This is a genomic window from Pseudomonas sp. PvP089 (genome assembly GCF_017875165.1).
Classification (GTDB): domain Bacteria; phylum Pseudomonadota; class Gammaproteobacteria; order Pseudomonadales; family Pseudomonadaceae; genus Aquipseudomonas; species Aquipseudomonas fortuita.
In genome coordinates, this window is the sequence record NZ_JAGGME010000002.1 from 193,911 (window position 1) to 206,626 (window position 12,716).

The following is a 12,716-nucleotide window of genomic DNA, read 5'->3' on the forward strand; positions in this document are numbered from 1 at the left end:
TGTAGACATGAGCTGTATAAAAAAATCACACGAAGGCGAAGTAATCAGTTTTAGTTTTATTTTACTGATTATTCTAATGGCGTTTCCGTTCAGTGGTTCTGCACTTGCTGGTGACTGTCGAATCACAGGACAGACATGTGTAGAGGGTCCTGAAACGAGAAACATAGCCGGCAATATGATTTACAAGGCGTGCTGGAGGTACAGATCTACTTATGAGTGTATCAAGCCAGACTCGGTAGACTACTGTGCGGCCATATCAAAAGTTGCGGGTTGTTATCAGACATCCACGTCCTGCATCTCAACCGCATGGAACGGAACCTGTTTGGTGGAGCAGCGCACCTACCGCTGCGACAACCCGGCAACAACGAAACCGTCGAACACAGTCCAACTGGACAACACCTATACCATCGTTCGCGATGAACTGGACACCAGCCAATGTAACCCACTGGCTACCAACCCACTGTGCTACATCGCTTCGCACACGTGTATTGAAGGCCCGGAAACCCGCGTAATAAACGGATTACCAGTCTATAAGGCATGCTGGAAATACCAGGACGACTACTCTTGTATCAATCCGGAAAAAGAAAGCGATTGTCAGCAATACGAGGATAAAGGCTGCTCAAAAATCGACGAAACCTGTATCGAGAGCACTGATCCAATTGGCTGCGTCATGGCCCAGGTCACATATAGCTGCATTACAAAAAAAGGTGAGACAACTACAACCGAGGACTGCAGCACGAAGGTTTCCTGCTATGAGGGTGTTTGCTGGGATACAAGTTACCCTTCGGATACTGATTTCGCCAAAGCTGTTGCAGCCAAAGAGGCCGCACGTGAAGCCGGCGTTTATGGTTCAGATGGTGAGCTGTTCGGAGGGGAAGATGAGTCATGCCGTAAGGGGTATGGTGGCATCAAAAACTGCTGTGGAAAAAGTGGTGGAGCTGAAACTAATTTTTCAATTATGGGCCAGGTAGCCACCACAGTAGGGGGTGGCTTAGCGAGCTATGGCTCGAAGTACATGTATGACTTTGCATACAATAACGTCGAGTGGGTGAAGCAAGGTGCCTCTGCGCTGGGAGCCGCGGCTCCCTCCGCTCCAACCCTTAGCTTCAGTGTCTACGGGCTGAGCTATGCAGTGGGTGGTGCAGCAGCTGTTCCCGCAACGGGACTATTAGGCGGGCCTGTTTATGCTCTGGGAAATGGTTTTTACTTCGACCCATACAGCTTTGCGATTGCGGTTGCAATTCAAGTGGTGATGGAGCTCAAGTCGTGCGAGCCTGAAGAGCAGCAACTGGGGATGCACCGCGGTGCAAATCTCTGCCACTTCGTCGGCAGCTACTGCTCCAAGAAAGTGTTTGGTGCCTGCCTGGAGACAACTGAAGCCTACTGCTGCTACAACTCGATCTTGGCGAAGATCATCAACGAGCAGGGCAAGCCGCAGATCGGGAAGGGCTGGGGAACGCCCGAGAGTCCTAGTTGTGGAGGATTTACGGTTGAAGAGTTCCAGCAAATCGACTTCTCAGCGCTCGACCTGTCTGAGTTTGTAGATGACATCATGAATGCGACCGTTCTTCCAGAGGTAGAAGACATTCAGAGTGACATCTCGCAGAAAGCCAGCGAGAACACATACAACTAAATCAAACCTACTGTGCGGCCCCGCGGATAAGCGGGGCTTTTTTTTGCGGATTTTCTAGCCCGCCCCGCGCAAATATGTGAATCGCCCCTGCTTTCCTAGACACTCTCCAAGCTCAGGAAATAGCGTTTCTCATACTCTACTGGAGACAGCTGCATAGCACTGCTGTGTCGACGCTTAGGGTTATAGAACATCTCGATGTAATCGAAAATATCACTTCGGGCTTCGTCACGCGTTGCGTAGATCTTTCGTCGGATTCGCTCCCGCTTCAAAAGCTGGAAAAAGCTCTCCGCTACGGCATTGTCGTGGCAGTTTCCCCGTCGGCTCATGCTGCTGATCACATTATTGGCCTTCAGGAAGCTTTGCCAATCTGAGCTACTGAACTGACTGCCTTGGTCTGAGTGAATCATCACTTGCTGCTGTGGCTTGCGTCGCCACACGGCCATCAGCATGGCGTCGATGGCCAGGTCGCTGCTCATTCTGGGCTTCATTGACCAACCAATGACTTGGCGGGAGAACAGATCCAGCACTACCGCCAGGTACAGCCACCCTTCATAGGTGCGGATGTAGGTGATATCGGTCACCCAGACTTTATTCGGCTCACTGACCTTGAACTGCCGGGCCAGATGGTTGGGGGATGCCACTGTTGGTTTTCCGCCATAAAACCCAGTACGACGGCGATAGCCCGTTTGCGAACGCAGCCCCTCTGCCTGCATCAAGCGACCGACTCGATTTCGCCCACAGATCTCTCCTAGCTCTCGCAGGTCATCGTGAATCTTGCGATAGCCATACACGCCGCCGCTTTCTAACCAGGCCTGCTTGATCAAGCCAAGCAGGCGCTGATCTTCTTTGGCTCGGGCAGATTGAGGTTCGGCCAACCAAGCGTAGTAGCCGCTGGGATGCACCTTGAGGGTTTGGCAAAGGCGCCGCACCGGGTAATGCGTCGAGTGCTTTTTGATGAAGGCGTACTTCAGTTGCACTCCTTGGCAAAGTACGCGGCGGCCTTTTTTAAGATGTCTCGCTCTTCAGTCACGCGCTTGAGTTCTGCGCGAAGCTTGCGCAGTTCGGCTTGCTGCTCATCGTCTTGCTGACGCTGCTCTTGGGGTTTGCTGTAGAGCTTGATCCAGGCGTAGAGGCTGTGAACAGACATGCCCAGGCGCTGGGCAACATCGGCGACAGGATTGCCTTTCTCGGTCACTTGCTTGACCGCTTCGATCTTGAATTCTTCGGGGTAACGCTGACGACTCATGGCACCTCCTATTTGGGCCTCATTATGAGGCTTGGAGGTGTCTACGAAACCAGGGGCGATTCAATGCGCCAGACCACGGGCTGATTAATGTGAGGCCTAAGAGATGAGTTACACGAGCACATAACGGCTCCTGATTTTTTTTTGCTGCGATTTACAAGCGCGTGTTGCACATACCGTCAATGTGAAGCTAACCAAAGATCCTCAAATCCGCGCTCTCAAAGCAAACCTCTAATTCAAGGATGCATATTATGAAAAAGCTCATCGCTACTCTGCTGATCATCACCACGGCTACTGTCATGTCTGGCTGCGCTTCGAATATGACCAGCCGGGACTACTCCCAAGCAACTGCTATGCAGAAAATGAAGGTTGAGCTCGGCGTTGTCTACTCAGTCCGTGACGTGAAAATCAACGGGAAGCCTTCACCGATCGGCGGTATGGCTGGTGGTGCCCTCGGAGCGATCGCCGGCAGCAATGGCGGTGGTGGTTTGGGACAACTGGCCGTAATGGTTGTCGCTGGCGCGGTCGGCGCAGCGATTGGTGCAGCAGTCGACAAGAAAGCCCATGATGCTGACGGGATCGAAATCACTGTGAAAATGAGCAGCGACGGCAGCTTGCAGGCCGTCACCCAGGCCAAAGATCCAGCAGAGACCTTTGCCCCTGGTGATTCGGTTCGTTTGATCACAGGCCAAACAGGCGACTCTCGGGTCAGCCACTAAAAAGTTGCACCCCAAAGCCCTAGACGACATACATCGTCTAGGGCTTTTTTGCGCCAAGCACTTTTGATTCTCATGGGTTATAGTTACGCGTGACTATCCATCCTCGATCACCAGCCACGAAATCTGATTATGCATGACATAGGGCGACTTACTCGCTTGGGGTTCACAACGCTGCCCGAGTGCCTTTTGACGGTACCAAAGGAATACAGGGACTTTCACGAGCCCATTGAGGTGCTTCCCTTGCCAGATATCGGGCAGGCCTCATACATGGCTCTGACCTTGATTGAGCGAGCGATCTTTGATCGTAGCGGCGTTGCACTGCAAGAAGTCAAAGGAGCGTTCCGCGGATACGTCAAGGTGGTTGACGGGCGAGGGCAGCGCTTGCACATCAACTTGATAGGTAAGCCTTCGATCGAACCGTGGATGGGGTACGACTTTGGCGCAACTGTGCACACTTACGGTGAGGTGGTCACCTTCGAAGGGCGGCCTACCATGTCGAATCCGATGGTCATACCTCCGGCGATGATTGGACGTGTGATGCCTGTCTACCAGGGCAAGCAGAATCAGGTGAGCGCCGAAGTTCTTGGCGAAGCCGTCACCGCGGCTATGGCGCACATCAATGAGGCCACCTGCCTGTTGCTGGAACAGGCCCTGATGCACGAGGATGACTTTCGAAAGTTCACAGGCCTCAACGACCCTGCTGACTTGCTACGCAACCTGCATTCACCCCTTTCAGTCCGGGAGGGAGAGGAGGCGGTGAGAATTGCCAAGGCCGTCTGCATACAGGCGTTGGTTAATCGCGTCGAAGCGCATCGGAACCGCCCGGCAGTGAAGGGGGCTCTCCTGCGAATCGACCGGGACCAGGTGGCTGACCTGATCAAGCGAGCACCTTTCAAGCCTTCTGCTGACCAGCTCCAAGCAATCGATGAGATCGTGTCAGACCTAAGGTCACCCTATCCAATGCAGCGCATATTGTCGGGCGATGTCAGTACCGGCAAGTCATTCACGTTCATGATTCCAGCCGCCGCGAGCTATCTCGCTGGGGCCAGGGTCGCCATTATCGCGCCTGGCCAGATCCTCGCGCAGCAACTGGCGGCTGAGCTGAGCAGCCTCTTTTACGAGATTCCAGTTGTCACCGTTGTAGGCCCTGCTGGGAAAGCCAAGATCGACCTGTCATCTGGAATCGTGGTGGGCACCACAGCAGTTATTTCTGCAGCAAGCAAAGAAGGGATCGTCTTTGACCTGGTCATCGCTGACGAGCAGCAACGATTCTCTGTAGCTCAGCGAAAGAAGCTCATCGCGCCTCATACCAACTTCCTTGAATCAACAGCAACCGCGATCCCGCGAACAGTGGCGCTGGTCCAACTGGGCGGGCTACCGATCTCAATCCTGAGGTCCACCCCGGTACCGCGGGATATCGTCACAAGGATCATCACCCACAACGCCAGGCAGAAACTGCATGATCTGGTTATGCAGATCATCAAACAGGGCGGACAGGCTGCGTTCGTCTATCCCCGTGGTGAATGGTGAGGCAGACACTCGGAATGCTGTGGAGGCAGCCTACGAACGTTTCCGGAGGCTTCTGGGAGACGATGTAGGTTACATTCACGGCAGCCTTCCCGAGTCGGCCAAAACTGAAACCATAGAGAAGATGAAATCTGGCCAAATCAAGCTGTTAGTCGCCTCAACTGTGATCGAGGTTGGGGTAACCTTCCCGGGTTTGACACTGATGGTTGCAGTGAGTCCAGAACACTTCGGCGTAGCTCAGTTGCACCAGCTCCGTGGCCGAGTAGCTCGGAAAGGAGGCCGCGGATTCTTCATCATGTATCTACCCAGTCCAATCAAACAGTCAGCGTCCTCACGCTTGAGGCTGCTGACCGCTTGCAATGACGGGTTTGTACTGGCCGAAAAGGATGCGGAGAGTCGCGGCTATGGCGATCTTAGCCTAGAGGGCGAGAGACAATCTGGTGCCACGCGACCTCTATTTTTTGGCCTGAGCCTCACTCGTGGTGAAATAGAGGCCGGGGCTGTACAAGCGGGCCTCATTCCGGCTCAGCAATAGATAGGGAGGTCAAATTGGCCGCAAAATCAACACCGCTCGCAGTCAAGGTAGCGATTTACCAGCGGCTACTCGCAGGGGACATAGCCCGGGATGTCGGCCGCATGTATGTCATCAGCCTGCCTACCATCTGGAAGTATGCGAATGACGCCGTCGCTGAGCTGCGCCTGCTTGAGGCAGTTGAGAGTTCGCCAATACTCATAGGCTTCTTGAGTCGAACCGTCAAAATCCAATGCTTCCAGTATGTGGACGACGAGGTCGTGCGTGATCTGATGGCACCGATCTTGGAGCCATACCTTAGCCAGGCAGAGAAAATAAACTTCGCTGGTCGCGAGAGCGCTGATCAACCGCTGTCGACCAGGGTAAGTCGGACAACCGAAGAGGACTTTCAAGCGATCGTCGCAGAGATGTCGCAGTCATCCCATCCAGGCCTCACACCCTCTGCACTCCTGCGCGACATTGTCGAGGACTATATCGCCCGTTACAAAGCCAACGGGCGGGCGCTACTGCCACCCCTAGACCATCAATCACTGTCGCCGGCCCCAGTACAGCCTCCAGCGCCTTCACTTGACGGCGAAGCACTGATGAAGGACCTCCATGGTGCTCTTCGCGACCAGTTGATGAAGCATGGCATCGAGCTGCCATTGACTGACCAGTGATCTTCTAATCACGTGTCAAGCATCCCCCTTTGTAAGGCGTAGGCATAGCCGATGCCGTCATTCAACAACAGGGGATATCCATGGATCTCGCTCAAGCGCAGCTTCCTGCAAAGTCCAACGTCTCGATGCGTCACATTTACCTTTACACCCATCTGCTGATCGCGGAAGCGAACAAGGCGGGTCGACGGGTGCGCATCATCTGGGGGAATATCAAAACGGCTTCGATTGGCCCTGATCACCAGGAGTCTGGCGGGTTGCTACTGACCTTGCCACAGACTGCTGCTATGGGTACTGATGAAGATCTCGAACTGATTAATGGTCTACTCGACCATGAAATCCTCTGCCATGGCCTTCACACGGATTTCTCCGTCGTGATGAAACCAGATATCTCCGGAACATTGCTGAACGTTCTTGAGGATCCGCGTGGTGAGCTTTTGGCAAAGCCACGCTTTCGTGGAGCCAACACCAATATCCACAACGCCCTAAAGATCCTGAAGAAAAGAGGGATTTTTCACGGGCCTATCGCTGGCCAAGAAACCCCTCAGTCAATCTTGGTCGCCTGGCTGGTCACTGAGCTTCGTAGCGAGCTCCTTGAACAAACCTGCCTGCAGGAGTTCTCTGTCGCTTATCGTGCTCTTGCTGTCGAAACTTTTGGTTCGGCGCTGGTTGATCAAGTCAAGGCTATTGCTGTGAAAGGCTGCAATGCACCAGATACTCTGGGAGCAAACAAAGCTGCTAATGAAATTGTCGATCTGCTGAAACTTGCCAAGGACCAACAAACAGCTGCGCCCAAGCAAGGCCCTGGTAGCCCGTCCGAGACGCAAGGCGAGCCCGGTTCTCCGGGTCAGACTGAAGGGAAAGGTCAACCAGGAGATATCTCAGACGCTCTCAACCAAGTCCTTAGCGCAAGCCAGAGTGACTGCGGAAGTTACGCAAAAGGACTGGAAGATATAATTTGCTCTAGCCTGCCTGGGATCAATCAGAATCGGGCTGGCGGATATCAACCAGACTTATCAAACGAGATGCAGGAAATGAGTCTGTCGAAGTCTGGTGGGTCATTTGAAAATCGACGCCTTCTTCGGGCTGGTGCTCAGAAAACGGCAGCAATGCTATCTGCAACCTTCGAGCAGTTTATTGAAGCTATTACTCAAAATGAAGTTTTGACAACAAATGAGGGAAGACTCAACACCAGAAAACTTTGGCGGTACGCAGTAGGCGACGATCAGATCTTCACCAAAAGAAAGCAAGCGGAGGAAATCGACACCTGCTTTTATTTGTTGGGTGATGAAAGTTTGTCCATGAAAAGTCGACTTGGACCCGAACCTGAAAAAGATAAGGACGACAACAGGATCACAGCGCAAGAAGCTTGTAACCGTGTTTCGGTCGCAGTGGGTGAGGTGCTGAATAATACGTCCATACCTGTCGGAATTGCCACTTACAACACAGTGGTTCGGGAATGGCACGCATTTGAAGATAGCTTGGCTAGCACGCTGCAACGGTATATGCCTACTCCCAAGGGACAAACGAAAACTCACCTTGCTGTGGTATGGGCGCTGAAGAAACTCATTGACCGGCCAGAGGCGCGCAGGATCCTGATTGTGATCACCGATGGCGACCCAGGTAACAGCGACATGCTGAGGTCGGCCGTTGACGAGGCAGCGCTCATGGGAATCGAAGTACGCTTCGTCCTGATCGGTGATGAACACTACAACCTATTCCAGGATGCTGGGATGGCCTGTGGTGTAGCTAAGACTGACAACGACCTGGCTACAGCCGTATTTGCGGCGCTTAAGCAGGGTTTCGTATAGACCACAACGTAAGACCAGCCGGACTCCTTGGGGTCCGGTTTTTTTATTCTTCTACACGCGTGTTAGGCATCCCCTTGTACCAGGCCTTCGCAAGAGGCCATCCATTGCCTACAGGGAATCGATCATGACCGCTTTTCAGTCCATCAATGAGCCACAACTCGACGCCGTAATCGACACACTCAACCCAATCGCTGTTCGTCTTGCACCAGAAGTTTTTGGTACCGACGCGCCATTTTTTGTTGGCTTGCAGACCAAAATCTTCAAGGAAACCCGGTTCACCCCAAAAATTGTTCCGTACAGTTTTGATCCGGATTTACTAACTCGCTTGATCGTTTGGGCAGCCTCAGCTGGACTTGCACAGGACTTTTTCAAGGCCTCCATCAAGAAAGCGACCTACATTTACGGCCCCTCTGGCGCCGGCAAAACAACCCTGGTAGAGGCCTTCGCGTCACGGACGGGCAGATCGGTGTTTACAGTCCAGTGCTCAGAGGAGTCTACGCTTTCCGACCTGTTCGGTAGCTGGAAACTCTGCGGTCCTGACGGGATGCAGTGGATCTACGGGAAGGTGTGTCAGTGGGCTAAAACCCCTAACTCCATTCTTCTCCTGGACGAGTTCGATCAGTTACCACCTCAGATCCAAATGGGCCTCAACGGGATCCTCGATGGTAAGCCAATCTTCCTTGATCAGACTGGCGAGTTGATTCACATCGCGCCAGGTTGTTTGATCGCAGCTACCGGCAACACGAATGGTAGCGGTTCAGCTGGCGGTAAAGGAGGTAGTGCTGCGGGTTACAGGGGCACGAAGAAAATGAACATCGCCACGATTGACCGTTTCAACGTCATGTACTGCACCTACATGGAGGAAGGCCGGGAGGCCAGCCTCATTGTTGAGCAGACCGGCACCCCCGTGGTCATCGCGCAAGCGATGGCAACCCTGGCTGCCAAGATCAGAGCCAATTTCATTGCTCTGACTGAGGACGCAGGGGCTGGTGGCATGGCCCTTAACTTCACAATCACCACCCGGAACGTGCTGAACTGGGCGATGAACTACAGGCTGCTCATGCAGATGGGGAAAACGACCGAGGAAAGCCAAAAACTAGCTCTCCAAATGACGGTTCTGGATTTTGCTCGACACGATGAAGCCACGTCGATCTTGAAGACTTGGTCGACCATCGTCGGTACCGTTTAACGCCTCACCATACCCCGGTTCGCCGGGGTTTTTTCGTTTATGGGCGCCTGTGAGACATCTCCTGACACTGGGTCTTTCGCAAGGGATCCGTTCTTTCAATTTCAGGAGAGCCATCATGAGCACAACCAATCAAACCGATGACCTGGGTATCAGCATCCTTCAGGATGTGGTGCTTTTTGACTACATCATTGGTGGCAGCACCGGTGAGAAGACTGTTGATGGCGACGACTTCATCCGTGAGGTTGGCCGCATGCTGCCTTCAGGCTCGTTTGCCTGGGTCAACAAGTACCGGTCGGAAGCAAAGCGGGAGATTCTCAAGGTAGGGGTATCTCGCAAGGTGAACAATCGTATCCGAGGGTACTTCGTTCCTACTCAACACGCCAAAGAGCTTGCAAAAGTACTTAATGCGATTAAAGAGAAGTACCTAGAGGAGAAAGCTACATTCCTCAGCGGTCTTCCAAAAATGGTAGAGGACTGGGCTAGTTCGGCTACTAACGCAGGTGTAACACAGGGTGGTAAGTCTCGTGCAGACTTGATCCGCCAGCATGCTCCTCAGGTTTCAGTACTTGAAAGGATGCTGACATTCGACACTTCGGCGATTCGTATCAACGACACCAGCTACTTTGGTGAAGATGATGCGCTTCAAAAGGAGGTCAAAGGCCTAGTCGGGCAAGCTGCATTAGAGATTGCGGAGGACGTTAATCGCTCCTGGACTCGCAAAGGCAACGGGAAAACCACATCAAGGATCTTGGGCTTGATTCGTCGCGTTCAGGACAAAGCTGAAGCGATGAGCGTTCTCTCAAGCAAGTTTTCTAACCTGGAAAAGATGTGTGCTTCGGTATTAGCGGCTGTCCCTAGCGGACCGAGCATTGAAGGACTTGCTTACATTCAAGTATCAAGCTTGCTGTCATTCTGCATGGATCCTGAAAAGATTCTTGGAGATCATGCGACTGAGTTTGATCCGTTGAGTGTAGAAGCGTCAGATCCGGCCTCAGTAGTCGATCAAGACAACGCTTTCTTCAGTAATTCGGCGCCTTCCTCTGTTCAGCCACAAGTTGAACACGATGAGGTGACTATTGTCCCTGAAGTCTCTGTGATCCCACCACTTCCAACTGGTCGTAAGTCAGAAGATAATGTCTTCTTTGGAACAGCAGCTGATCAACCCGTAATCGAGCCTGAGAAGGCGGCAGCATCGGATACGAACTCGCAGGCATCAACAACTGCGTTCATTTTCTAACCCACAAAAAACCCCGGTCAATGGCCGGGGTTTCTTTTTTCTCTATGGATATGGATTAAGCAGTCGGCGAGCCTTTCAGATGAGGCAGCTCGATTTCCGCCTTAGCCAACAGCTGGCGCCCAGAGAGCTGCTCATACAGCAACACCATGGTCATGCGAACGGCAAGAGGAGTTTGATCCCATTCTTCCTGTTTCGGGATATAGCCAACCCAGGTGGGATCGCTGCCCATCTTCTCAATCGACAGCCAGAGTTGCTCATCAAGATCTTTTTTGTAGACAAAATCTTCTGGCGTGAAGAAATCAGCCAGGTTGTAAACTTGGATGAGCGGAAGACCAAGGAAGTCGGCCACCAACGACAGCTTTTCTTTGCCAAGCGACCGAATCTGGCGATTCCCGTTAGCCAGGGAGTTCCAGTAGATGACTGTGATACCCATGACATCGGCGATTGCACGGTCGGGCAGCCCTCGATCGACGATCACCTTCTTAATCAGCTTGACGAGGCGGGAGCCAGGCATGGTGTTTCGAGTGCTTTTTGCTGCAGGTGAAGTTTCTTTTGGCGCTGCTTTGGCCTTGGCTGAGGCACGAGGTCTCTTAGGCGTGGCGGCAGCCTGAGGAGCCTGTGCCTCGGCCTCAGCAACACGTTTTCGAGCTACTGGCTTTGCAGCAGCTTTTGCAGGTGCTTTTGCAGGTGCTTTGGCAGGCGCTTGAGACTGCCGTCCTGTCGATTCACTTGCGGTCTTGTCGCTAGCTTTGGGCATTGTGCGGCTCCGGTTTGGTCGCGGCGTCTAACATGATTCGGGACGCTCTCTAAACAAATAAAGCAGAGAAATCCAGTATTAAATGGAAAAGATTCTACACAGTTAACAACAAGATTCAAATCTCTTGTTCCGGTGGAAAAAGAGACTTTTTTGACCTGGTGTGTCCCTGTGCCGGTAGCTCTGCGGGCGCTTCACGCGAGACAAGGCGATTTTGATTCGTCTTGTATTATTGGTACGTGTTGCGTATTCTTTGGTAAACCACGCCATTCACGTATCGAGGTACTCAATGCTGCCCCAGGACGCAAAGCGGAAGCCTGATTCCTATTCGTATCCAAACGGGATGCTCAACTCTGGCTACATCGCCGGCGTCCTGCGGTTCAATGATCCGGTCGAAGGTCTCTGTTTCATCCAGCAGACCCGTTCGGAAAACCACATGCTTCCCATCCACTACGACCCCAAAAAGTCGCCGATTCCTCGGGAGATCAAGGAGTGGGACCTCATCATGGCGTTCGTTCACACCGATGGCGCCATGCAGGGTGAAAACCGTATTGCACGGCTCAAGAGCATCCGTTTCGAGGCGCCGAACCTTATGCACCTGGGCGGCCGCTTCCGGGATGACTTTATGCGGAAGTGGGATGCTGTCGTACATGCCGCCGCAAAAGACTCTGGCACTCCGGCCTCGGTTGCAGCGCTGGAGCAGCAGCCCGGCGCAGGTACTGAAGACCGTCTCGACTCCTTCGACTGGAAGGCGATGGATCTCAACAAAAACGCCTCGAACCAGATTCGCATTGCAGGCTTCATCCAAGCCAAGAATCTGGAACGCAACCGGCGACACCCCGTGGACGGTACGCCAATCAACGACCGCCTGGTGGTGCTGATTCGACAGTCGAAAGACACCGATGCCTGCATCCCTGTTCGGTGGTATGGGCGTAACCTGCAGCCGCTGTCCGAAAAACTTGCCCGCGGCATGCCCATCATCGTCAACGGTGAGTTCCGTATGGACGTCAAGGCCATCTCCCTGCCTGACGAGAAAACAGGGATCGCTGAGGTGTCCAAGATCCCATACATCCAGGCCAAAGACATGCCGGCTCCTGTGACCCCCGATTCAGGTCATATCAAGATCGTGCCGGGCTGGGCCGCTGAACTGTTCAAGAGCCACGGCACTCAAGCTTCGCAACCGAAAGAAGGCGGTGCAGAACGCAGCGCTTTGTTCGCTTCGGCCTTTGGTTCTGAGTCGGCAAGCAAGCCTGCAACCCCAGGTGAGCAACAAGACGCTTAAGCGAGGCTGCCTCAACTCGTTTCGTGAAGCCATCGAGATCCAGCATTGGAGTCGGTGGCTTTTTTGTTTCTCAGCCATCAGTCACAGCCGGCAGCTGAGGAAGAAATCAAATTCTGTATTGGAAGACTAAGCC

Annotated in this window: 11 protein-coding genes; 9 read left to right on the top strand and 2 right to left on the bottom strand. The window is 53.2% G+C overall.

Features of this window, described 5'->3' with window-relative positions; all coding sequences use genetic code 11:
• Nucleotides 1-7 precede the first annotated feature (7 nt).
• On the top strand, nt 8-1,633 hold the full coding sequence (locus tag J3A71_RS30785) for a conjugal transfer protein TraN (protein WP_080641047.1): 1,626 nt from the start codon (nt 8-10) through the stop codon (nt 1,631-1,633).
• Nucleotides 1,634-1,728: 95 nt separating this feature from the next.
• Here J3A71_RS30785 and J3A71_RS30790 read toward each other — a convergent pair.
• A protein-coding gene (locus J3A71_RS30790) for an IS3 family transposase (RefSeq protein WP_085983004.1) occupies nt 1,729-2,879 on the bottom strand; the annotation gives its coding sequence in 2 pieces (ribosomal slippage) (nt 1,729-2,645 and nt 2,645-2,879; 1,152 coding nt in all).
• Between the two features lie 248 nt (nt 2,880-3,127).
• Between J3A71_RS30790 and J3A71_RS30795 the strand changes: the two genes are divergently transcribed.
• From J3A71_RS30795 to J3A71_RS30820, 7 genes are all read left to right on the top strand, one after another.
• Nucleotides 3,128-3,595, top strand: coding sequence for a membrane protein (locus J3A71_RS30795; protein WP_016486979.1), 468 nt, complete (start codon nt 3,128-3,130; stop codon nt 3,593-3,595).
• A 267-nt stretch (nt 3,596-3,862) separates the two neighbouring features.
• Complete coding sequence (locus tag J3A71_RS31625; protein ID WP_231995373.1) at nt 3,863-5,125, top strand: DEAD/DEAH box helicase; 1,263 nt, start codon at nt 3,863-3,865, stop codon at nt 5,123-5,125.
• A complete protein-coding gene (locus J3A71_RS31630) occupies nt 5,055-5,657 on the top strand; it encodes a helicase-related protein (RefSeq protein ID WP_080641048.1) in 603 nt (200 codons plus the stop codon). Before J3A71_RS31625 ends, J3A71_RS31630 begins: the two co-directional genes overlap by 71 nt.
• Before the next feature lie 101 nt (nt 5,658-5,758).
• The gene (locus J3A71_RS30805) at nt 5,759-6,313 is read left to right on the top strand and encodes a hypothetical protein (protein WP_169739403.1); all 555 of its coding nucleotides are present in this window, start codon (nt 5,759-5,761) and stop codon (nt 6,311-6,313) included.
• An 80-nt stretch (nt 6,314-6,393) separates the two neighbouring features.
• Nucleotides 6,394-8,121, top strand: a complete 1,728-nt coding sequence (locus J3A71_RS30810) for a VWA domain-containing protein (protein WP_016486983.1) — start codon at nt 6,394-6,396, stop codon at nt 8,119-8,121.
• Nucleotides 8,122-8,245: 124 nt separating this feature from the next.
• Nucleotides 8,246-9,310: an AAA family ATPase gene (locus J3A71_RS30815; protein ID WP_016486984.1), complete on the top strand. Its 1,065-nt coding sequence runs from the start codon at nt 8,246-8,248 to the stop codon at nt 9,308-9,310.
• Between the two features lie 115 nt (nt 9,311-9,425).
• A complete protein-coding gene (locus J3A71_RS30820) occupies nt 9,426-10,547 on the top strand; it encodes a DUF3150 domain-containing protein (RefSeq protein ID WP_016486985.1) in 1,122 nt (373 codons plus the stop codon).
• A 55-nt stretch (nt 10,548-10,602) separates the two neighbouring features.
• Here J3A71_RS30820 and J3A71_RS30825 read toward each other — a convergent pair whose 3' ends face one another.
• Nucleotides 10,603-11,304 carry an XRE family transcriptional regulator gene (locus J3A71_RS30825; protein WP_231995374.1) on the bottom strand — a complete coding sequence of 234 codons (702 nt, stop codon included), beginning with the start codon at nt 11,302-11,304 and terminating at the stop codon, nt 10,603-10,605.
• Nucleotides 11,305-11,590: 286 nt separating this feature from the next.
• Here J3A71_RS30825 and J3A71_RS30830 point away from each other — a divergent pair, with 286 nt between their 5' ends.
• A complete protein-coding gene (locus J3A71_RS30830) occupies nt 11,591-12,583 on the top strand; it encodes a hypothetical protein (RefSeq protein ID WP_028699877.1) in 993 nt (330 codons plus the stop codon).
• Nucleotides 12,584-12,716: the final 133 nt, after the last annotated feature.